The organism is Neobacillus drentensis, from assembly GCF_036965425.1.
GTDB lineage: Bacteria > Bacillota > Bacilli > Bacillales > Cytobacillaceae > Neobacillus > Neobacillus drentensis_F.
Genome location: NZ_JBALPP010000008.1, coordinates 22329 through 43842, shown reverse-complemented (window position 1 = coordinate 43842; position 21514 = coordinate 22329). Strand labels below are relative to the sequence as shown.

Annotated in this window: 23 protein-coding genes; 21 read left to right on the top strand and 2 right to left on the bottom strand. The window is 38.1% G+C overall.

Going from position 1 to position 21514, the window contains the following annotated elements:
- The 3 genes from V7161_RS01750 (at window position 1) to V7161_RS01740 (ending at window position 2203) form a co-directional block, all read left to right on the top strand.
- Window positions 1–594: a DUF1405 domain-containing protein gene (locus tag V7161_RS01750; protein ID WP_335442005.1), complete on the top strand. Its 594-nt coding sequence runs from the start codon at window positions 1–3 to the stop codon at window positions 592–594.
- A 71-nt stretch (window positions 595–665) separates the two neighbouring features.
- Window positions 666–1460: a sporulation protein YpjB gene (ypjB, locus tag V7161_RS01745; RefSeq protein WP_335442004.1), complete on the top strand. Its 795-nt coding sequence runs from the start codon at window positions 666–668 to the stop codon at window positions 1458–1460.
- A gap of 62 nt (window positions 1461–1522) precedes the next feature.
- Window positions 1523–2203 carry a zinc metallopeptidase gene (locus V7161_RS01740; RefSeq protein ID WP_335442003.1) on the top strand — a complete coding sequence of 227 codons (681 nt, stop codon included), beginning with the start codon at window positions 1523–1525 and terminating at the stop codon, window positions 2201–2203.
- Between the two features lie 32 nt (window positions 2204–2235).
- Here V7161_RS01740 and V7161_RS01735 read toward each other — a convergent pair whose 3' ends face one another.
- Window positions 2236–3108, bottom strand: a complete 873-nt coding sequence (locus V7161_RS01735) for a YitT family protein (protein WP_335442002.1) — start codon at window positions 3106–3108, stop codon at window positions 2236–2238.
- Window positions 3109–3277: 169 nt separating this feature from the next.
- Here V7161_RS01735 and V7161_RS01730 point away from each other — a divergent pair, with 169 nt between their 5' ends.
- The 18 genes from V7161_RS01730 to V7161_RS01645 all read left to right on the top strand — a co-directional run bounded on the left by V7161_RS01730 (window position 3278) and on the right by V7161_RS01645 (window position 18868).
- Window positions 3278–3634 carry a nucleotide pyrophosphohydrolase gene (locus tag V7161_RS01730; RefSeq protein ID WP_335442001.1) on the top strand — a complete coding sequence of 119 codons (357 nt, stop codon included), beginning with the start codon at window positions 3278–3280 and terminating at the stop codon, window positions 3632–3634.
- Window positions 3627–4430 carry a 4-hydroxy-tetrahydrodipicolinate reductase gene (gene dapB / locus V7161_RS01725; RefSeq protein ID WP_335442031.1) on the top strand — a complete coding sequence of 268 codons (804 nt, stop codon included), beginning with the start codon at window positions 3627–3629 and terminating at the stop codon, window positions 4428–4430. The genes V7161_RS01730 and dapB overlap by 8 nt, the downstream gene beginning before the upstream one ends.
- 10 nt (window positions 4431–4440) lie before the next feature.
- Window positions 4441–4860: a methylglyoxal synthase gene (gene mgsA / locus V7161_RS01720; RefSeq protein ID WP_335442000.1), complete on the top strand. Its 420-nt coding sequence runs from the start codon at window positions 4441–4443 to the stop codon at window positions 4858–4860.
- Window positions 4850–5560 carry a bacillithiol biosynthesis deacetylase BshB1 gene (gene bshB1 / locus V7161_RS01715; RefSeq protein WP_335441999.1) on the top strand — a complete coding sequence of 237 codons (711 nt, stop codon included), beginning with the start codon at window positions 4850–4852 and terminating at the stop codon, window positions 5558–5560. The genes mgsA and bshB1 overlap by 11 nt, the downstream gene beginning before the upstream one ends.
- Window positions 5561–5563: 3 nt before the next feature.
- Complete coding sequence (gene bshA / locus V7161_RS01710) at window positions 5564–6691, top strand: N-acetyl-alpha-D-glucosaminyl L-malate synthase BshA (RefSeq protein WP_335441998.1); 1128 nt, start codon at window positions 5564–5566, stop codon at window positions 6689–6691.
- A 10-nt stretch (window positions 6692–6701) separates the two neighbouring features.
- Entirely contained in the window at window positions 6702–7901 is a 1200-nt protein-coding gene (locus tag V7161_RS01705; protein WP_335441997.1) for a CCA tRNA nucleotidyltransferase, read from the top strand.
- A complete protein-coding gene (locus V7161_RS01700) occupies window positions 7886–8863 on the top strand; it encodes a biotin--[acetyl-CoA-carboxylase] ligase (RefSeq protein ID WP_335441996.1) in 978 nt (325 codons plus the stop codon). Before V7161_RS01705 ends, V7161_RS01700 begins: the two co-directional genes overlap by 16 nt.
- 262 nt (window positions 8864–9125) lie before the next feature.
- A complete protein-coding gene (gene panB / locus V7161_RS01695) occupies window positions 9126–9962 on the top strand; it encodes a 3-methyl-2-oxobutanoate hydroxymethyltransferase (protein ID WP_335441995.1) in 837 nt (278 codons plus the stop codon).
- A complete protein-coding gene (gene panC / locus V7161_RS01690; RefSeq protein ID WP_335441994.1) occupies window positions 9959–10807 on the top strand; it encodes a pantoate--beta-alanine ligase in 849 nt (282 codons plus the stop codon). The genes panB and panC overlap by 4 nt, the downstream gene beginning before the upstream one ends.
- Before the next feature lie 25 nt (window positions 10808–10832).
- Window positions 10833–11216: an aspartate 1-decarboxylase gene (gene panD, locus V7161_RS01685; RefSeq protein ID WP_335441993.1), complete on the top strand. Its 384-nt coding sequence runs from the start codon at window positions 10833–10835 to the stop codon at window positions 11214–11216.
- 91 nt (window positions 11217–11307) lie between these two features.
- Window positions 11308–14112: an ATP-dependent DNA helicase DinG gene (gene dinG, locus V7161_RS01680; protein WP_335441992.1), complete on the top strand. Its 2805-nt coding sequence runs from the start codon at window positions 11308–11310 to the stop codon at window positions 14110–14112.
- 51 nt (window positions 14113–14163) lie between these two features.
- Window positions 14164–15003: a hypothetical protein gene (locus V7161_RS01675; RefSeq protein WP_335441991.1), complete on the top strand. Its 840-nt coding sequence runs from the start codon at window positions 14164–14166 to the stop codon at window positions 15001–15003.
- Window positions 15004–15108: 105 nt separating this feature from the next.
- Window positions 15109–15279 carry a YpmA family protein gene (locus V7161_RS01670; RefSeq protein ID WP_335441990.1) on the top strand — a complete coding sequence of 57 codons (171 nt, stop codon included), beginning with the start codon at window positions 15109–15111 and terminating at the stop codon, window positions 15277–15279.
- A gap of 14 nt (window positions 15280–15293) precedes the next feature.
- Entirely contained in the window at window positions 15294–15692 is a 399-nt protein-coding gene (locus V7161_RS01665; protein WP_335441989.1) for a cell wall elongation regulator TseB-like domain-containing protein, read from the top strand.
- Between the two features lie 105 nt (window positions 15693–15797).
- On the top strand, window positions 15798–16991 hold the full coding sequence (locus V7161_RS01660) for a pyridoxal phosphate-dependent aminotransferase (RefSeq protein ID WP_335442030.1): 1194 nt from the start codon (window positions 15798–15800) through the stop codon (window positions 16989–16991).
- Window positions 16992–17124: 133 nt separating this feature from the next.
- Window positions 17125–17823, top strand: a complete 699-nt coding sequence (locus V7161_RS01655) for a DnaD domain-containing protein (RefSeq protein ID WP_335441988.1) — start codon at window positions 17125–17127, stop codon at window positions 17821–17823.
- 30 nt (window positions 17824–17853) lie between these two features.
- Window positions 17854–18516: an endonuclease III gene (gene nth / locus V7161_RS01650; RefSeq protein WP_335441987.1), complete on the top strand. Its 663-nt coding sequence runs from the start codon at window positions 17854–17856 to the stop codon at window positions 18514–18516.
- Window positions 18509–18868, top strand: coding sequence for a YpoC family protein (locus tag V7161_RS01645; RefSeq protein WP_335441986.1), 360 nt, complete (start codon window positions 18509–18511; stop codon window positions 18866–18868). Before nth ends, V7161_RS01645 begins: the two co-directional genes overlap by 8 nt.
- A gap of 26 nt (window positions 18869–18894) precedes the next feature.
- Here V7161_RS01645 and V7161_RS01640 read toward each other — a convergent pair whose 3' ends face one another.
- Window positions 18895–21486 carry a transglycosylase domain-containing protein gene (locus V7161_RS01640; RefSeq protein WP_335441985.1) on the bottom strand — a complete coding sequence of 864 codons (2592 nt, stop codon included), beginning with the start codon at window positions 21484–21486 and terminating at the stop codon, window positions 18895–18897.
- Window positions 21487–21514 lie beyond the last annotated feature (28 nt).

Sequence of the window (21514 nt, the reverse complement as noted above, 5' to 3'; positions counted from 1 at the left end):
GTGCGCTGGATTTATCCTCTATTAGCAAATCGAAATGTATTATTACTTTTACTAGTGATTAATATTGCAGGAACGATATATGGATATTATTGGTATGGATGGCAGCTTAAAGAAACACCTGCGAAATTTCTCATTTTTGTACCGGACAGCCCAACTGCCAGCTTATTTTTTGTTTTTGTTCTTATTGCTTTTTTAATGAGGAAAAATTGGCCTTTGGTAGAATCGCTTGCCATAGTAACGCTTTTTAAATATGGAATCTGGGCTGTTGTCATGAACATCCTAGTATATTTTGTCCAGGGGGAGTTGGATTTTGTTGGCTATATGTTGATTTTCTCCCATTTTGCCATGGCGGTACAAGGACTATTATATGCTCCGTTTTATCGGATAAAATGGTGGCACCTGATTGTAACTGCGATTTGGACCTTACATAATGACGTAATTGACTATGTCTTCTTCATGCTGCCAAGCTACCATATGCTTGATCAATATACCCCGCAAATAGGCTATTTTACTTTTTGGCTGTCGGTGTTGTCAATTGGTATTGCCTATTATTTAGGCATCCGGGCAAATCGTTTTCAACTCGATATAAAATAGTTTGGTGTCACAGGTCTAACCTTGTCCAACCCTTCATACATTTTAATTAGTAACGAAAGGGGGGACAAGAATTGAAAATAAAATGGTTCATCATTTTAGCAATTATCATGATGCTCACTCCCATATCAGTTCAAGCAAACCAACAATCGCCAATGGAGAAGCTTGATGATATTTCCGATGAAGCTCTCCAAATGGTGAAGTTTCATAGATACGAAGATGCTAAGAAATTGCTTGATTATTTTTCAGATCAGTTCACTAGTATTACTGGTAATGAGCAGCCCTTAACCATGGATGAGGTTAGAATTGTTCACACCTCCCATGACGAGGCAATGGAAGCTGCTGTAAGCCCAAATATGAAATATGAAGAAAGAATAAATAAACTAACGAAATTCCGTCTTGTCATTGATGCGATTGCCACTAGTCATCAGCCATTATGGACAGAAATGGAAGACCAAATTATGACCGCTTTTCATCAGGCAAAGGATGCGGCCCTAAATGGTGATTCTGCTCATTTCCATTCAAGCTTTAATTCGTTTTTATCCTTGTATAATGTTATCTATCCAAGTATGAAAATTGATGTACCAGTAGAAAATATTCAAAGATTAGATGCACGAATAAATTTTATTGATGAATACAGGTCGCAGGTTGTAAAGGATCAAAAAAGCAGGCAGGAACTGGATGCCCTCGATACGGATTTAAAGAACCTTTTTGCCAATTTAGAAGAGGATGAGGCAGATCCGTCATTATGGTGGGTGATCATCTCAACCGGCAGTATTATTATCATGACTTTATCGTATGTGGGCTGGAGAAAGTATCAAGGTGAAAAAGGGATGAAAAAAGACCGTTCTAGAGATTTAAAGGATTGATGCGTCTAATCGGCAACTTTGATTACAAGACAGGCACCAAGAGCTGATTTGGAGGTTCTATAATGTCATTTCTTTTATATTTTATTATCATTGCACTAATCCCCTTATGGGCCCAGATGAGGGTTAAAAGTACCTTTGCTAAATATTCTCGAGTGGCGTCCTCTTCCTATCGTCGAGGAGCCGAGGTTGCAAGGGAAATTTTGAATGCCAATGGGCTTTATAATGTTGCTGTTGAAGAAGGGAGAGGGTTTTTAAGTGATCACTATGACCCCAGGACGAAAACAGTCCGCCTTTCTCCTGATAACTATCATGGTCATTCAATTGCTGCGGCTGCAGTGGCTGCCCATGAATGTGGTCATGCGATACAGGATGCAAAAGGATATGCGTTCCTGCGTTTTCGCCATGCATTGGTTCCTGTTGCCAATCTTGGTTCAAATGCTTCATGGATCCTCATTATGATTGGGATACTCTTTCATTTTAGCGGTATGCTGCTATTGGGGATTATTTTCATGGGAGCAGCCGTCCTTTTTCAACTTATCACATTGCCTGTTGAATTCAATGCTTCTAATCGCGCGCTGGACCAAATTGCTGCGCTCAGGCTAATTGGTCATGGAGAAGAGAGAGAAGCTAGAAAGGTTTTAAATGCAGCAGCCTTGACATATGTAGCAGCCGCAGCCGTAGCTGTTTTGGAATTACTAAGATTGGTTTTTATTTTTACAGGTATGAATAGAAACGACGATTAAAAGAAGCAATGTCCTTGGCAGGGACATTGCTTTTATGTTTGAATGGGTTTTTTATTTTCGTCTAGTGTAAACCCTTCACCTAGGACATCATGAACAATGGAAATGGATACAAAGGCATGGGGATCTACTGTAGTAACCAAATTTTTCAAACGAATCAGTTCACTTTTCGCTACCACACAATACAATACGTCACGCTCACTTTTTGTATACGATCCATAGCCTCTTAGAGCAGTGACTCCACGCTCCATTTCATCCATTATTTTTTTGGCGATATCCTCATTTTTTTCCGAAATTATCATCGCTCCCCTTGCGGAATAGGCGCCTTCTACGATAAAGTCAATTACTCTTGCCCCAACAAAAACGGCTACAAGTGTATACATGGCCTGCTTGTAATTTAAATATGTAAGCAGGGATAAGCCAATGACACAGGCATCAAACATAAACATCGTCTTCCCCATATTCCAGCCGGCATATTTTTGAACAAGTCTTGCAATAATATCCACGCCGCCAGTCGTACCTCCAAAGCGAAAGATAATTCCCAATCCAATACCAGCAAAAACTCCTGCAAATAAAGCTGCCAAGGTTAAATCACTTTTCAATGGCATTTCTAGGGGATAGCGTTGAAAAATCCAAAGAAATATGGAAACCCCAACTGTTCCTATAATCGTATATAAAAAAACATTTCGACCCAGCAGCTTCCATCCAATAATAAATAAAGGAATATTTAACAGCAGGTTTGTTATTGACGGGTCTAATTTCCACAGGAAATAAAGAAGCAGGGTTATCCCTGTGAATCCGCCTTCTGCCAGCTTATTTTGCATATTAAAATTTACAAGTCCAAATGAAAAAATGGCTGCACCTAATAGAATAAACAATATATTTTTAATTTTAAGACCTAATACCACAAACATTCCTCCTCTTCCATAATTTTCTCTATCATCGCGGTTTTTATTATAGCGAATAAAATATACTGGAGCAATCTAAACAGTAAAGTGAGCACATTAAACGAAAACATTTGTAAAACAGTCTTTTTTTAGCTAACATGAAAAATATGATAGCAATGAGGTGAAGAAAATGGACAAAGGGAAATCGATGAAAGACCTTCAACATGAGGTCGATACATACATTGGACAATTTAAAGAAGGTTATTTCAGTCCTCTCGCCATGCTTGCAAGACTAACGGAGGAACTTGGCGAGTTAGCTAGGGAAATAAACCATACTTTCGGTGAGAAACCAAAGAAAACAACAGAAGCAGAAAAAGCAATTGAAGAAGAGCTTGGCGATCTGTTGTTTGTTATTATTTGTCTTGCGAATTCTTTAAATATTGATCTAGAAGCGGCCCACGATTATGTTATGAATAAATTTAATACGAGGGATAAAAACAGATGGACAAGAATAGATGAGGAAATGGGGAATGAGTCTGATGAATAATATCCGAATTGTTATCGCCGGTCCGCGCGGCCGTATGGGCAGTGAGGCTGTCAATCTAGTATCCACAACGGAACACTTTACATTAGTTGCTGTTGTTGACCATAAATACGATGGGATCATGCTAAGTGATATTGATGGGTTTCAATCGATACATAGTGTGCCTGTTTATCGGGACATTGAAAATTGTTTGAAAAATGTAGATGCAGACGTGTTAATAGATTTAACAACACCGGAAGTAGGTATGCACCACACAACAACAGCTCTATCATATAATGTTCGTCCAGTTGTTGGGACAACAGGTTTTACAAAAAATGATTTAGAAGAGCTGGAACGCATTTGTAAGGAAAAAGAATTGGGTTGTATTATTGCCCCAAATTTTGCGATTGGCGCTATTCTGATGATGAAATTTTCACAAATGGCTGCAAAATATTTTAACGACATTGAAATTATTGAATTGCATCATGATAAGAAACTTGATGCTCCGTCTGGTACGGCAGTTAAAACAGCGGAAATGATATCTTCTGTTAGAGAAAAGAAACAGCAAGGTCATCCAAATGAAAAAGAAACCATTAATGGTGCAAGAGGTGCTGACTATGACGGTATGCATATCCATTCCGTCCGATTGCCAGGCTTAATTGCCCATCAACAGGTTTTATTTGGTGCAGATGGACAAACCTTGACAATTCGTCATGATTCATATAATAGAGCTTCCTTTATGTCAGGAGTGAAGGTGGCTGTCGAAACAGTCATGAAACAAAATCATTTTGTTTATGGACTAGAAAATATTTTAGATTAGGGGGTAAATTATGAATATTGCTTTAATTGCTCATGATAAAAAAAAGAATGACTTGGTACAATTTGCCACTGCCTATCAGACTATTTTTGCCAAACACACATTGTTTGCGACCGGAACGACAGGTTCAAGAATCAGTGAAGCTACAGGACTGCCAATTACCCGGTTCCAATCAGGACCACTGGGAGGCGATCAGGAAATTGGGGCGATGATTGCAAAGAATCAAATGGATGCTGTGTTCTTTTTCCGCGATCCGCTGACATCACAACCTCATGAACCAGATGTTACCGCACTTGTTCGTTTATGTGATGTATATTCTATACCTCTTGCTACCAATATGGGCACGGCTGAGCTATTAATTAGAGGGTTAGAGGAAGGTTTAATGGATTGGAGAAATATCATCAAAGAAAATGGTGGAAGCAATGGAAAATAAGAAGCTTCATGTTTTGGCATTTGGAGCACATGCTGATGATGTTGAAATCGGCATGGGGGGTACGATAGCTAAATTGGCATCTGAAGGGAAAAGAATAGGCATATGTGATTTAACAGATGCAGATCTTTCATCCAACGGGAACGTAACCCTAAGAAAAGAGGAGGCAGCCCAAGCGGCAGAAATACTTAACGTAGAGGTCCGAACTTCATTGGGATTTCCGGATCGCGGTTTATTCCAGAAGGAACAATACATACGTGAAATTGCAGCGTTAATCAGAGCATACGAGCCTCAACTTGTCTTTGCGCCTTATTTTGAAGACCGGCACCCCGATCACGGGAATTGCGCCCGCCTTGTAGAAGAAGCAGTTTTTTCAGCGGGGATTAAAAAATTTCAGACAGATGGAGAAAAAATGCCCCACCGAGTGGAAAGGGTTTATTTTTATATGATTAACGGTTTCCATAATCCGGAATTTACGATTGATATTTCAACCTTTATAGATAAAAAGCTTTCTGCTTTACGAGCTTATAAAAGTCAATTTGAAAAAACGGATGATAGCGTCGATACACCTTTAGTGAACGGTTATATTGAAACAGTAGAGGCTAGAGAAAGAATGTTTGGCAAGCTGGTGGGTGTAACTTATGCCGAAGGCTTTAAAACGAAAGTTCCTATCCTTATGAATCGTGATTTGATAGGAGAATAAGCGATGAAGAAACTAAAAATTGGGATAACCTGCTATCCAACTGTTGGCGGATCAGGTGTTGTTGCAACGGAACTTGGGAAAATGCTTGCGGAAAAAGGGCATGAAATTCATTTTATCTCATCGAGTATCCCCTTTCGATTAAATAAAATGTACCACAATATATACTATCATCAAGTAGAAGTGAACCAATATTCCGTTTTCCAATACCCGCCATATGATATTGCACTTGCAAGCAAGATGGCTGAAGTAGCAAATCGTGAAAAATTGGATATTTTACATGTTCATTACGCGATTCCTCACGCTGTTTGTGCTATTTTAGCCAAACAAATGGCCGGAAGAGATCTTAAAATTGTGACAACTTTACATGGAACGGATATTACGGTTTTAGGATATGACCCTTCACTTGCAGATGCAATTAAATTTGGTATTGAAAAATCAGACTCGGTCACTGCTGTTTCAAAAGCCCTTGTAAATCAAACATTTGAACTTATTAATCCAGATAAACAAATTGAAACGGTTTATAATTTTATTGACGAGCGAATCTATCAAAAAAGCAATGCTGACTTTTTAAAGTGTGAATTTGAGATTAAGCAAGAAGAAAAGGTTATTATTCATGTTTCGAATTTCCGTGCTGTTAAAAGGGTGCAGGATGTCATTAAGACCTTTGCAAAAATTTCAGAGTCAATGCCTGCAAAATTATTGCTGGTCGGAGATGGTCCGGAAATGACAATCGTTTGCAAGCTAGTCAGGAAGTTAGGAATAGAGGACAAAGTTATTTACCTTGGTAAGCAAGAGAATCTTGAGGAATTGTACTCGATTAGTGATTTAATGCTTCTTTTATCAGAAAAGGAAAGCTTTGGCCTTGTTGCTTTAGAGGCGATGGCGTGTGGTGTGCCTTGTATTGGAACAAATGTGGGCGGATTACCGGAAGTTATTAATCATGGTGAAACTGGGTATATTTGTGAAGTAGGAGACATTGAAGATATTGCAGCAAAAGCGATTGCTTTATTAATGGATAGCACACTCCATCATCAATTATCTAAACGGTCAGTTGAAACTGCAACAACTAAATTTAAAGCGGACAACATCGTAGAACAATATGAACAAATATACTTTAAGCTGCTGAATTAAGGTGAAAGAAATGATTGAACCATTCTTATCTGCCGTTCCAGTACTAATGAAACTAGAAGAGGCGGGCTATGAAGCTTATTTTGTTGGGGGATCAGTTAGGGATTTTCTTTTAAATAAACAAATAAGTGATGTCGATATCGCCACATCCGCAACGCCGGAAGAAGTGAAAAGGGTCTTCTCAAGAACTGTGGATGTTGGAATTGAGCATGGAACTGTCCTTGTTATATATAATAATGAATCATATGAAATTACCACCTTCAGAACAGAAGCTGAATATTTGGATTTTCGAAGGCCAAAAGAGGTTGCGTTTATTCGGAGCCTTAAAGAAGATCTGCAGAGAAGAGATTTTACGATGAATGCTATAGCGATGGACAGGCAGGGTAATTTAATTGACCCTTTTAATGGCCGTCTGGCAATAGACGAAAAGGTCATTAAAACCGTCGGTTCAGCTTTGGAGCGGTTCCAGGAAGACGCATTAAGGATGATGAGAGCTGTCCGCTTTGTCAGCCAGCTCTCTTTCGTGATGGAAAGTCAAACCGTTACGGCGTTAACAAAATTAATTCCCTTACTAGACAACATTGCTGTAGAACGAAAAAGAACAGAATTTGAAAAACTTCTAGCCGGCCAAAATCGAAAAAAAGCAATCAGCATCCTGATTGATACTGATTTATTTTCTTATTTGCCGGGCCTTAAAAATCAAAAGAAGTTTTTAGAGCTATTATTAACCTATCATTGTGAAAAGCTGAATATAAAAGAAATGTGGTCGTTACTTCTTTTCTGTTTGGAATTAAAAAATAGAGACGCAGATTCTTTTTTAAGAGGCTGGCGACTGCCGGTTAAAGAGGTAAGGGATATTCAAAATACCTTAGCATACCTAGCCAAAAGACTTGAACATGAATGGACGGTTTATGATTTGTATACTGCCGGGCCGGATACCATTCAATCAGTAGAGAAGCTTTATCTAGTTTTAAAAGGAATAGAAGAAATGGAATCTATTCATTATTGGAAGAAGGTTTTTCAAGAGCTGCCGATAAGAGAGCGGTCAGAAATAAATGTAACAGGTAATGACCTAATGCAGTGGTTCAATAAAAGTGGAGGACCTTGGTTGAAGGAAACCCTTTTTGAAATTGAACATGCAATTTTAATAGGAAAAGTAGCGAATAATTATCAAGATATTAAGGAGTGGCTAGTAGAGTGCAGTCGGAATTAAGAAAGGAACTGCTTGATGCTTTTACAAATGCTGGGGAAGATTACTTATCAGGGCAGCATCTAGCTGATTTAATTGGCTGTTCCAGAACGGCAGTCTGGAAGCATATTGAGGAATTAAGGAAAGAGGGCTTCGAATTAGAAGCTGTCAGAAAGAAAGGCTATCGGATTGTAAAAACACCGGAAAAAATAACGGCTAATGAAATTAGACTTGGTTTAACAACGGATTTTATTGGACGGAACATTCATTATGAGGAAAGTGTAGAATCGACACAAAAGATTGCCCATCGATTTGCCTCTGAGGAAGTACCTGAGGGTACGGTTATAATTGCTGAAGAGCAAAGGTCTGGAAAGGGAAGAATGAACCGTAAATGGTATTCACCAAAATATACCGGTATTTGGATGAGCCTCATTCTTCGTCCGAATATCCCTTTAACAAAAGCACCGCAGTTAACCCTTTTAACGGCGGTTGCAGTTGTTCAGGCTATTGAAGAATTTACCGGACTCACCCCTGAAATAAAGTGGCCGAACGATATTTTAATCAAAGGGAAAAAAGTGACTGGTATCTTAACTGAATTACAGGCCGAAGCCGACAGGGTTCATTCGATCATCGTTGGTATCGGGATTAATGTAAACCAAAAGAAAGAAGATTTCCCAGCTGAACTGCTTGAAATAGCCAGTTCTCTTTATATTGAAAAAGGCGAACCAATCTCTAGAGCAGGTTTAATCAGAAGCATCTTTAAACAATTCGAGACATTATATTTACTTTATTTAGAACAAGGCTTCCTTCCAATCAAGCTATTGTGGGAAAGCTATGCGATAAGCATTGGGAAAGTACTTAAGGCTAGAACCTTGACAAATGTAATAGAAGGAAAGGCTTTAGGAATTACTGATGAGGGAGTATTAATGCTCGAAGATAACATAGGTACGATACATCATATATACTCAGCCGATATTGAGCTTTAAACAGTTCTATTAATTTATAAAGAACCTTGTACACTTTTAAAGAAATTTGTTATAATTTCATTGGGCAGTATCCTAAGGAACTGCACCTTTAATGTCGTACTAAAAATTAAAAAAGGTATCTGCCTAGATCCGTAATACGGACCGGGACAGAGGGATGGAACAGTAATAAGAGTAACGGAGATCCTCTGCCTTCAGAAGGATCTTTTTATTTGCTCTTCAACTGCGTTTTATCACCTCTCCCAATTAAAAGGAGGGAATAAGGATGAAGCAAACAACAGATTTCTTAAAAATGAAAGAAAATCACGAAAAGATTGTTATGTTAACGGCTTATGATTACCCGTCTGCCAAACAAGCAGAACAGGGTGATGTTGACCTAATTTTAGTTGGTGATTCACTTGGGATGGTGGTGTTGGGTTATGATTCCACTGTCCCAGTAACACTCGAAGACATGATTCATCACACAAAGGCGGTTAAACGTGGAGCAAAAGATACGTTTATTGTGGCGGATATGCCTTTTCTAACTTACCATTTATCGGTTCGAGATACATTAATAAATGCCGGACGGCTCATTCAGGAAACGGGAGCCAATGCTGTTAAACTCGAAGGGGCTGACGATGTTCTGGAGAAAATCTCCGCACTAACTAATGCAGGGATACCTGTCTGTGCTCACTTGGGCCTAACTCCGCAATCGGTCGGTGTTTTAGGCGGGTATAAGGTTCAAGGTAAGGATGCCGAGGCGGCTAAAAAATTACTGGATGATGCTATCAAATGCGAAGAAGCAGGCGCTTTTGCTATAGTGCTTGAATGTGTTCCTAAGCAGCTGGCAGAGGAAGTAACAAGGTCGTTATCCATTCCTGTTATTGGCATAGGAGCGGGTATTGATGTTGATGGCCAAGTTCTAGTCTATCATGATATTTTAGGATATGGTGTTGAGCGTGTTCCAAAATTTGTGAAACAATACCATTCAGTCAATCCTTTTATGCTTGAATCCATTCAGGCATACGTTTCCGATGTGAAAAACAAACAATTTCCCGAAGATAAACACTCTTTTACCATGAAGGAAACGGAGCTAAAGGCTTTATATGGAGGTAAAGAATGAAGGTCATAACAACCATCCAGGAAATGCAATCAGAAATCCGGCAACAGAAGGAAAAAGGACTTTCAATTGGCTTTGTTCCAACAATGGGATTTCTCCATGAAGGACATTTAACCTTGTTAAAAAAGGCACGTCAAGAAAATGATATCGTTGTATTAAGTATTTTTGTCAATCCCTTGCAGTTTGGCCCAAAAGAGGATTTCTCTACCTATCCGCGTGATTTTGAGCGTGACTGTGCATTAGCTGATGGCGAGAAAGTAAATTATGTCTTTTTTCCTTCTGTAAAGGAAATGTATCCAGGTTCACCTTCAGTTAAAGTGGTCGTTCAGGAACGTACGGATGTATTATGTGGAAAGTCGCGTCCCGGCCATTTTGACGGAGTAGCCACGGTTATTACGAAACTATTTAATATCATGATGCCGACACGGGCGTATTTTGGCATAAAAGATGCTCAGCAGGTGGCTGTCATTCATGGATTAATCTCTGATTTTAATTTTCCAATTGAATTGGTTCCAGTTGATATTGTCCGTGAACAAGACGGTCTTGCAAAAAGTTCCCGCAATGTTAATCTACTCCCTGAAGATAGACTTCAGGCAACCGTCTTATATAAAAGCCTGCAGGCTGCAAAGGAAGCCATTTTTCACGGTGAACGTAATCCTGTCACTTTAGTCAGCTTAATAAAAGAAATGATAGCAAGTGAATCAAAAGGGGAGATCGATTATGTCGATATCTTCTCTTATCCAGAGCTAAAGCCACTGGAAGAATTAAACGGTAGGATTATCATTGCTCTTGCAGTAAAATTTACGAAGGTTCGATTGATAGATAATTTGATTATTGATATAGATTAATAACCAGGGGGAGGAAAATAAATCAATGTTTCGCACCATGATGAACGGAAAAATCCACCGCGCAACAGTTACAGAGGCTAATTTAAACTATGTTGGCAGTATAACGATAGACGAAGATATTCTAGATGCTGTTGGCATGATTGCCAATGAAAAGGTGCAAATTGTTAACAATAACAATGGTGCCCGTTTAGAAACCTATATTATTCCAGGAGAAAGAGGCAGTGGTGTGGTTTGTTTAAACGGTGCAGCTGCCCGCCTTGTACAGCCTGGTGATATCGTCATTATTATATCTTATGCCTTTGTGGCTGAGGAGAGAGTATCGGCTCACAAACCCAAAGTGGCGATAATGGATGAGAATAACCGCATTAAAGAACTGCTCCATGCAGAACCTGCACTTACAGTTATGTAGTAATCCCCGATTTTTTCGGGGATTTTTCTTTTTTACTTTTTAGTCTTTTTATGATACCGTTTAATGAACAGAAGTTCGGGGTGTTTATCAGATGTCAAATAAATTTGTTGTTATCGATTTAGAAACTACAGGGAACATTCCCAAAAAAGGCGATAAAATCATCCAATTCGCTGCTGTAGTCATCGAAAACGGAATAATCAAAAATACATACTCATCACTTGTCAATCCGCAAAAATCCATTCCAGTATTTATCGAAGAGCTAACTGGAATTAATGACGATATGGTTAAGGATGCTCCTTTATTTTCTGAAATTGCCGGGCAAGTATCGGAACTTTTAGAAGGGGCCTATTTTGTTGCGCACAATGTTTTGTTTGATCTTTCCTTTCTGCAAGAGGAATTAATTCAGGCAGGCTTCGAGGGGTTTTATGGCCCTGTTCTGGATACGGTCGAAATGGCCAGGATCTTATATCCAACCGCAGATGGCTATAAGCTTACCGATTTAGCAGAAAGAGAAAATCTTAATCATGACCGTCCGCATCAAGCCGACAGTGATGCCCAGGTCACTGCAGAACTCTTTCTAATTTTTATAAGAAAGTTATCGCAGTTGCCTTTAATCACAATGGACCAGCTTACGCAGCTTTCTGGCGGGTTGAAAAGCGATCTGCAGCTGCTTCTTGATGACCTCCTCGAATATAAAAAGATGGTGCCAGAGGAGCTTCCGGAAGCCATCGAGATATTTAATAATCTTGCCTTAAAAAAGGATTTAAAGAATGATCCAGAAGAAAACGTAAGAAGAATCGATTTCAAGTTTCCTTTTAATGTTAATGAGAAAATGGAACTGATTAAACATGGTTTTGATAATTTTGAGTATAGATCTGGCCAATTTACGATGATGGATGAGGTCCATGAGACTTTATTCAATATGCACCATACTTTAATTGAAGCTGGAACTGGTGTAGGCAAATCACTAGGTTATCTCTTGCCAAGTGCTTATTTTGCAAAACAGAAAAATCTCCCAATTGTAATTAGTACACATACCATTCAGTTGCAAGAGCAGATTTTAAAGAAAGAAATTCCAATTTTAGAAAAAATACTTCCCTTTAAGATTGATTCGGTTTTGCTTAAAGGGAGAAACCATTATATTAGTTTGGAAAAATTCTCTCAAACTCTTATGGATGAAAACGATAATTACGATACAACGTTAACCAAAATGCAAATACTTGTTTGGTTGACAGAAACAGAAACTGGAGATAAAGACGAGCTTAATATTTCGAGCGGCGGGCTTATTTACTGGAATAAGATAAAGAATGAACCTACAGTATTCTCCCAAAACCGCGAATGGCAAGAGAAAGACTATTACCAAAAAGCAAAAAGAGCGGCCTCTTCAGCTGATATCATCATAACCAATCATTCTTTACTATTAAGTGACATAAAGGGAGATGGCTCCATCTTACCGGAATATGACTATGTGATTATTGATGAGGGACATCATCTTGAAAAAGTCGCATCTCAGTTTTTCGGGGCAACGCTAGATTATTTATCAACAAGACTGTTATTGGGCCAATTTGGACTTTATGAGCAAAAACAGCTTTTTTATGAGCTAGAAGGCCTATTATCTTCAATTCGTGTTACAAATGAGAAACTTACTTCCCGGCATGAGCTGAATCAGCTAATAGTGGACCTTACCTATGAAATGGATGAATTCTTTAAGTTAATCGGTCTTTACACGAAAAAGAAGCTGTCTAACAAAAAAGGTTTTTATCGTGCCAAAGTCCGCTTTTCTAAATCTTCTGAAGGGAAAGAGACAAAGGGAATCATTCACAGTGCTGAAAGGTTTTCCTTTTTACTTAAAGACCTGCAAGGTTCTATTAAGGAACGGCTTCAATTGTTAGAAAAACATACAAATTTATTATCAAATTTACAGAAGAGTAAAATGGAAGAAATCTTACTGTTTTCAAATGATTTAGTTATGCTAAGGGAAACGGTCATAAAGTGCTTTATTAAGGATTCTCACGATGTAAAATGGATTGAGATGGATATCCGCTCTCCACAAAACGTAACAACCTTTTTGGTGCAGCCTGCATTCGTGGCGAATGCTCTTAAAGAGCAATTATTTCAAGTTAAAAAAGGGGTAATCATCACCTCTGCCACCTTAACGGTAAATAACTCTTTTAACTATATAATTAAAGAAATTGGATTAGATCCAGTCTCGACGAAACAAATTACGATTCCTTCGCCTTTTGAATATAGGCATCAAGTCAATCTTTTGATTCCTGAGGACTTGCCAGAAATCAATGCGGTTACTTTAGATGAATATGTAATCGCTATAACTGAGCATATTATTACTCTTGCAGAAGCGACAAATGGAAGAATGATGCTTCTTTTCACTGCGTATGACATGTTAAAGAAAACCTATGAATTAATTAAAGAAAGTGGTTTTCTCAATGATTACGTTATGATTGCCCAAGGCATAACGAGCGGCAGCCGTACGAGATTAACACGGAATTTCCAGCGGTATGACAAAGCTATTTTATTAGGAACTAGCAGTTTTTGGGAAGGGGTAGACATTCCTGGGGAGGATTTAACCTGTCTTGTGATGGTGAGACTTCCTTTTAGCCCGCCTGACGAACCGCTTACGGAAGCAAAATGCCAAGTGATCAAAGACCAAGGCGGTAATGCTTTTTCCGAATACTCACTTCCGGAAGCTATTTTAAAATTTAAGCAGGGCTTTGGCCGATTGATCCGGACCAAGAACGATCGGGGAATTTTAGTTGTATTTGATAGAAGAATTGTAACGACAAAATATGGAATGGCTTTTTTGAAATCAATTCCTTCGGTGCCAGTTAAAAAAGGTCCAATGGATAAACTTGTAGAATTTATTCATGCTTGGTTATGATAAAAAATGGTAAAATTGTACATTCTATAAGTATCAATGGGAGGAATGTGCATGAGAATTTTATTGCTTTTAATAACGATCATATTTCAAGCCACCTCAACAGTTTTTGCGACAAGTAATATTGAAAATATTGATTTGAAACTGAAGGACCATGAGTTTGCCCTTACCTTTTTAGGATTGTCTGCTGGAGAAGCAACCCTTATTCAAGGACCAAATGGCGGGAATATTTTAGTGAATATCGGGAGAGAAGAGAGCAAAGCAGAATTGGAAAAATGGCTGAGCCTGTATGATGTCAAGGAAATTTCTACGCTCATCCTTACCAATGATGAACCTGAAACCCATATTAATCTGATCAATCAGTTTCTTTTAAAATATAAAACCCAAGAGATAATTACTACACCTAAAATGGCAGCATTGCTATCGAAAAGTTTAAACCCTGCAAATCAGCTATCAATTGTGGCATGGGGAGAGGGCACGAAAAAAGAAATTCTCCCTGAGTTGACAGCTGAAGTACAATTTTTAGGAAGTATGGAAAATGAAGGTTTAGATTTTACTTTGGAGTTTTTTAAGCATCGAATTTTCATGATGAATTCTTTTAGCAAACGCGCTGAACAAAAGCTTTTAACTCGGAACCTCGAGAATCTAAACGTTTTTAAATCTCCCCTTTTCGCTAAAGAAGACGCAATTACAGAAAAATTAATCGAATTTTTTAATCCGCAAATTTCGATTCTATTTGCTGATGAAGGTGATCTCTTTGATACTGAAATCATACACAATTTACATGATATTTGGTCGGAGATATATTTTACAAAAAAACACGGTACAGTGACAATTAAATTTACAGATTCAAACTATGAAGTAATTCCCTTGCCCGCTGCAGCAGAGGAATAAAAATATTCATTTAATTATTCTAGCATTTCAAGTACGTTTCTCGCTTTAACCTGTTATAATAATTGAGAAGAAATTTTTATCGATTTTGTTTTATGGAGGAATTGAATGGAAAGTAAAATTGAAGTTATATCAACTGTAAAAATCCAGCATAGTGTGGATTTATATAAAGTAGTTGATGCGCTGAATCGTACTTTGAAAGAAAAAGACCTTATGTTTGGATTGGCCCTTGATCAAGAAGATAAAAATAAAGCGATTTTTACTATATATCGTACATAAAGAAGTGAATTAAAGTGAAAAAGTGGTTATTTTTTCTAGCATTATTTGTTCTTGGTATTTTTGGTGTCTTGATTAAGGTATATTTCTCTGCAGAAGAACCTGTAAAAGCGGCTGAAGAAAAAGCGTTACAGCTTGCTAATAAAAGGGTTCAAATTAGTAAAGTAGAGGACTTTCATATTTACAATGGTTTAGAAACAGTAAATGTAATCGAGGGAAAAAATAACAAAGGTGAGAATATCATTGTGTGGATTCCCGAAAAAAGTAAAAAAGTTATGGTGAAAAAAGCAAAAAATGGTCTCACGAAAAATGAGGCTATAAAAAAATTGTTACAAGAAAAAAACCCTAAAAAAATTATTTCAGTACGGTTAGGTATNNAAAAATATTCCATTATGGGAAATTTATTATCGTTCTGAAAATAATTTAATAAATTATTATTATGTACACTTTGAAACAGGCGAATGGTTGAAAAAAATTGAAAATCTTTAGAATGGATGGAGAATGGAGGAACAGGCATGGTAGTGGAGCTGGCGAATAGAGTTTTGGCACTTACACCTTCTACTACTTTAGCAATCACCGCTAAAGCGAAGGAATTAAAAGAAAAGGGTGAGGATGTAATTGGTTTAGGAGCAGGGGAGCCTGACTTTAATACACCTCAACATATTTTAGATGCTGCAGTAGAATCGATGAATGAAGGTTATACAAAATACACACCTTCAGCTGGATTACCGGCATTAAAAAAAGCGATTATCAAGAAATTTGAACAAGAACAGGGATTAACTTATAAACCAAATGAAATAATTGTAGCCAATGGAGCCAAGCATGCTCTTTATACATTATTTCAGGTGATTCTTAATGATGGTGATGAGGTTATCGTTCCTACTCCTTATTGGGTAAGCTATCCCGAACAAGTTAAATTAGCAGGCGGTGTCCCCGTTTATATTGAGGGTTCTGAAGAAAATCAATTTAAGATTACACCGGAACAACTTATAAAGGCTATTACGAATAAAACTAAAGCGGTGATTATCAATTCTCCAAGCAATCCAACTGGCGTTCTTTATACAGCTGAAGAACTTTTAGAATTAGGTAAAATTTGTTTGAAAGAAAATATTCTCATCGTTTCAGATGAGATTTATGAAAAGCTTGTATATGGCGGCGTCAAGCATATATCGATTGCCGAGCTATCACATGAGCTTAAGGAACAAACAATTGTCATTAACGGTGTTTCCAAATCACATTCCATGACTGGATGGAGAATTGGTTATGCTGCCGGAAATAAAGAAATCATTGAAGCAATGACAAATCTTGCCAGCCATAGTACATCGAATCCCACTACAACTGCGCAATATGCTTCTATTGCAGCTTACAACGGTCCGCAAGAACCAGTAGAAGAAATGCGTCAGGCATTTGAAAAAAGATTAGAAATCATTTATGATAAGTTAGTTGCAATTCCTGGCTTTACTTGTGTAAAACCACAAGGTGCTTTTTACTTATATCCAAATGTGAAAGCTGCTGCTGAAATGACTGGTTTTGACCAAGTAGATGACTTTGTAGAAGCATTGCTTGTAGAGGCAAAAGTGGCTGTCGTTCCTGGTTCAGGGTTTGGAACGCCAGATAATATTCGTCTTTCCTACGCAACTTCTCTCGAGCAATTAGAAAAAGCAGTAGCAAGGATTCACCAGTTTGTACTAGAGAAAGCGAACGTTAAAAACTAAAATAGCTACAACTATTGATATTTCCAAAAAGTCTGCTTTCTGCAGGCTTTTTGATTTCCTTTCCAATGCTGGATACCTAATACTCTTACTCGGATAAAATGTTCATGGTATACTTATCAGGAGGTGTCCAAAGATGAAAACAACTTTATTAGCATGGCTCCAAGAAGGTAATATTTCGATACCAACACTATTATTTTCTGAATACCGCAATCTTAATTTAAACGAAACTGAGCTCGTTCTTTTACTAAATATACTTACTTTTTTAGAAAAAGGGAATGAATTTCCAACCCCAGAAGAACTGTCTGCAAGAATGACCATTTCTATTTCAGAATGCAATGAAATGCTCAGAAGGCTAATCCAAAGAGGTTTCATTGAAATCATGGATGAATATTCGCATGAAGGTATCCGATTTGAAAAGTATTCCTTAAAGCCTTTTTGGGAGAGACTCGTCGATCAATTTATGATTCAAAATCAAAATATGAACAAAATGGAAAAGAAGGCAGAGGAAACGGATTTATATACATGTTTTGAAAAGGAGTTTGGCAGGCCTTTATCACCATTTGAATGCGAAACCCTTGGGATGTGGATGGATGATGATCACCATGACCCAGTAATTATTAAAGCTGGATTAAAAGAAGCTGTAATGTCAGGAAAATTAAATTTTCGCTATATTGATAGGATCCTGTTTGAGTGGAAGAAAAACGGTATAAAAACAATAGAACAAGCTAAAAACCAGGGACGAAAGTTTCGTCAAAAACAATCTCTGAAACCAAATGTTAAAGATGAATCCCAGCATTCATCGATTCCTTTTTACAACTGGTTAGAACAATAATAGTTTTACGTACAAGCAGGTGAAAATGTTATGCTGAATAATACTCAAATCCGATATTGTTTAGATCAAATGGGAGAGATGTTCCCAGACGCCCATTGTGAATTAACACATTCAAATCCCTTTGAACTTATTATTGCTGTCTCATTATCGGCACAATGTACAGATGCGCTCGTAAATAAGGTCACAAAGGATTTATTTAAAAAGTATAAAACACCGGAAGACTATTTAAGAGTTCCGCTTGAGGAATTACAAAATGACATACGTTCGATTGGGCTTTTCAGGAATAAAGCGAAAAATATTCAAAGTCTCTGCAGAATGATCTTAGGTGAATATAACGGAGAACTTCCAAAGGATAGGGACGAGTTAACTAAACTGCCGGGTGTGGGAAGAAAAACAGCCAATGTCGTGGTTTCTGTTGCCTTTTATGTCCCTGCCATCGCCGTTGATACGCATGTTGAAAGAGTTAGTAAGCGTCTGGGAATATGCCGGTGGAAGGATTCCGTACTGGAAGTGGAAAAGACTTTAATGAAGCGAATTCCAAAAGATGAATGGTCGGTTACCCACCATCGCTTAATCTTTTTTGGAAGGTATCATTGTAAAGCTCAAAATCCCCAGTGCCCATCATGCCCGTTATTAGAAATTTGCCGTGAAGGTAAAAAAAGAATGAAGGGCAGTGCCGTTTCCCATGGATAATAAAGATCAAGAAGTGATGAACATCCTAAAGGAATGGAAGCTAGTAAAAGAAAGACTGGATGAATCTTTTCGCAGCCGCAGCCTTAAAAATATCAAGGAATGGATGGAGAAAGGGATCGAGTTATTTATTCAATTTATATTGAAGACCAATGATAGGTCCTTTTTTAAAGGGACTCTGCTATTTGACCAATTGGAGACAAAACCGGTTAATCTTGAAGAACGATTGGCATTTATTAAAGCAAGGCCCAATTTATATCATTCATACCGGCAGCTCTCAGAGCTTATGGATGAACAGGAAAAACATTTTGTGAAGAAAACAATCAAAAATAAATCGTCTAAGCCAAAGGCCTAGACGATTTATTTTTGATCTTATAAATTTTATGTTCCACTTCGTGGTTCTGTACTTTGACCGCTCGAAGGAGTACCTGGAATGGTTACTGGCGGAAGTGTTCCACCTGTATCGCCTGTATCACCTTGGCCTCCGCCATTTCCGTTTCCATTTCCGTTGTCATTCCCATTCCCATTCCCATTCCCATTTCCGTTTCCATTGCCATTGTCATTTCCACCTTCATTTCCATTACCATTGCCTGAGTCATTTTCATTGGCTGGCTTTTGAATTTCAATGGAGGCTGTTACTGGATCACTCTTTTTATTTCCGCTGATGGCAACAATAGCAAACGTATATTTCGTGCCAGGTGTAGCAGGAATACTCAAAGTGTTCGTTTGAACAGGGATATGGTTCACTCCGGTTCCGTTATCAACGGATACATCGAAAGTAACATTTTCGGTCGCATTTTTATAGTCCCATGTCAATACAATATTTTGACCAGTTTCATCTAATTTGGCAACAGGATTCGTTGGAGCTTCAAGTTTATTATATTTCTGAGATACTTTTTTAGGCGCATGCCCTTTAAGAGCATATTCGGTCGTAATTTCACTATCAGGGGTGAATTCACTAGCTAAGACTGGCGGCATTGAGCCTTTTTCAATCCTAACCTTTTGAACACTATTTGGCATCTCAAAATCAGGAGTATCAATATCCTTTGATACATAGGCCATTAAATTTTTAAAGATTAATTGAGCTAATCTTTGATTATTTCCAACAGCTGTAATTGGCGTGGTTCGATCTTTATACCCGGTCCATATAGAAGCCGTATAATTGGTTGTATATCCTGTAAACCAGGCATCCGGTACTGAACTGCTATTAATATTATATTTATTCATTTCATCAGTTGTATAGTTTGTCGTTCCTGTCTTACCGGCAATTGGAAGTCCTGGTACTTTCGCTCTTACTCCAGTTCCAGGTGATACCAATACACTTTTTAACATATCCGTAATCATGAAAGCTGTTGAGTCCTTCATTACCACTTTTGGTTCTGGAGCTGTATTAATCATTGTCCCGTCACGGAGCTTGATTTTAGTAATCGCATGCGGTTTTGTGTAAATGCCTTTATTACCAAAGGCGCTATAGGCTCCCGCCATTTCTAGCGGCGAAACCCCAACCGTTTTCCCGCCAAAGCCGCCGATTGCATAGGACTCATATATTTCTTTCAATGGAATTCCCAAATTTAACGCAAAGTCTTTTGCTTTATCTAAGCCAACCTGCTGAAGTGCTTGAACGGCAGGAGTATTGCGTGATAACTGTAAGGCAGTTCTAATCGTCATGGGACCTTTGTATTTTTGATCCCAATTTCCGAATTTTTTCCCGGTTGAATAGGTAATCGGTTTATCCTCAATCATTTCATAGGTGCCCCAATTTAAGTATTCAATAGCAGGACCATAATCGAGAACTGGCTTAATGGTCGAGCCTGGCTGGCGCTTTGTATCGATTGCATAGTTAAATCCGCGTTTTACCTTTGGATTTCGGCCACCGCCAATTGCCCGAATTTCACCTGTTTTCGTATCAAGGAGAGCGATCCCAGCTTGAATATCTTCATCAGGGTATGGGATGATATCTTTTGAGTTTAAGATTTTATCAACATAGGTTTGGGCATTCGGGTCTAAGGTTGTATAAATGGTTAAACCTTCTGTATTGATATCAAGATCCGTTGTTTCTTTTACTTCATCAATAACTGCATCGACAAAAGATTCAAACGGCTTTTCATCAATTTTCCGTTGTTCTTCTTTCAAAACAGTAGAAGCAACAGACACCTTTTCCGCATCTTCCATTTGTTGCTTTGTAATATATCCATGCTGATGCATTAATGATAAAACGATGTTACGTCTTTTCTCGGCTAAATCCGGATGTTCAAACGGATTATAATTATTAGGACTTTGCGGCATTCCAGCAATTTGCGCAGCTTCTCCCAGAGTTAAATCTTTTAATTCTTTTCCATAATAGATTTTTGCTGCCGTGGCAATACCGTGGCTGTTTTCGGAAACATACACTTTATTAACATACATTTCGAAAATTTGGTGTTTCGTGTATTGCTGCTCTAGCTGGTAGGAGAGCCAGGCTTCTTCAACTTTTCGTTTTAATGTTTTTTCAGGGGTCAAAAATGAATTTTTTACAACTTGTTGTGTAATTGTACTAGCCCCTTCAGAGCCAAATCCATGGCGTATATTAGCCAATACGGCACCACCTAGGCGAATGGGATCGATACCATGGTGCTTGTAAAAACGATAATCTTCTGTGGCTAAAATGGCATTCTCAACTTGCTTAGGAATGTCCTTATAGTTTACATATTCACGATTTACCGCTCCTACTTCAGATATTAGTTTTCCATCTTTATCTAAAACCTTAGAGGGGATTGGATCTTTTAATAATTTAGGATCAAGTTTGGGAGCATCCTTCACTAAATAGGCGAAAGTACCAACTCCAGCCAGAATGCCAACGATACCAAGGACAACGAGAGATAGAAATATTTTTTTAAATAGTCCGCCTGGTTTTTTCTTGGCTTTTACTTTTTGTTTTCCTTTAGCTTGGAGATTCTTTCGGCGCTCCTCTCGTGATTGATATTGATCTGCCATAATGAAATTCCATCCTTTCAAACCTTTC

Excerpts from the sequence above, each read along its gene's own strand:
- V7161_RS01740 (WP_335442003.1), top strand. The coding sequence starts at position 1,523 with ATGTCATTTCTTTTATATTTTATTATCATTGCACTAATCCCCTTATGG.
- V7161_RS01730 (WP_335442001.1), top strand. The coding sequence starts at position 3,278 with ATGGACAAAGGGAAATCGATGAAAGACCTTCAACATGAGGTCGATACA.
- dapB (WP_335442031.1), top strand. The coding sequence starts at position 3,627 with ATGAATAATATCCGAATTGTTATCGCCGGTCCGCGCGGCCGTATGGGC.
- mgsA (WP_335442000.1), top strand. The coding sequence starts at position 4,441 with ATGAATATTGCTTTAATTGCTCATGATAAAAAAAAGAATGACTTGGTA.
- bshB1 (WP_335441999.1), top strand. The coding sequence starts at position 4,850 with ATGGAAAATAAGAAGCTTCATGTTTTGGCATTTGGAGCACATGCTGAT.
- bshA (WP_335441998.1), top strand. The coding sequence starts at position 5,564 with ATGAAGAAACTAAAAATTGGGATAACCTGCTATCCAACTGTTGGCGGA.
- V7161_RS01705 (WP_335441997.1), top strand. The coding sequence starts at position 6,702 with ATGATTGAACCATTCTTATCTGCCGTTCCAGTACTAATGAAACTAGAA.
- panB (WP_335441995.1), top strand. The coding sequence starts at position 9,126 with ATGAAGCAAACAACAGATTTCTTAAAAATGAAAGAAAATCACGAAAAG.
- panC (WP_335441994.1), top strand. The coding sequence starts at position 9,959 with ATGAAGGTCATAACAACCATCCAGGAAATGCAATCAGAAATCCGGCAA.
- panD (WP_335441993.1), top strand. The coding sequence starts at position 10,833 with ATGTTTCGCACCATGATGAACGGAAAAATCCACCGCGCAACAGTTACA.
- dinG (WP_335441992.1), top strand. The coding sequence starts at position 11,308 with ATGTCAAATAAATTTGTTGTTATCGATTTAGAAACTACAGGGAACATT.
- V7161_RS01675 (WP_335441991.1), top strand. The coding sequence starts at position 14,164 with ATGAGAATTTTATTGCTTTTAATAACGATCATATTTCAAGCCACCTCA.
- V7161_RS01670 (WP_335441990.1), top strand. The coding sequence starts at position 15,109 with ATGGAAAGTAAAATTGAAGTTATATCAACTGTAAAAATCCAGCATAGT.
- V7161_RS01655 (WP_335441988.1), top strand. The coding sequence starts at position 17,125 with ATGAAAACAACTTTATTAGCATGGCTCCAAGAAGGTAATATTTCGATA.
- nth (WP_335441987.1), top strand. The coding sequence starts at position 17,854 with ATGCTGAATAATACTCAAATCCGATATTGTTTAGATCAAATGGGAGAG.
- V7161_RS01645 (WP_335441986.1), top strand. The coding sequence starts at position 18,509 with ATGGATAATAAAGATCAAGAAGTGATGAACATCCTAAAGGAATGGAAG.
- V7161_RS01640 (WP_335441985.1), bottom strand. The coding sequence starts at position 21,486 with ATGGCAGATCAATATCAATCACGAGAGGAGCGCCGAAAGAATCTCCAA.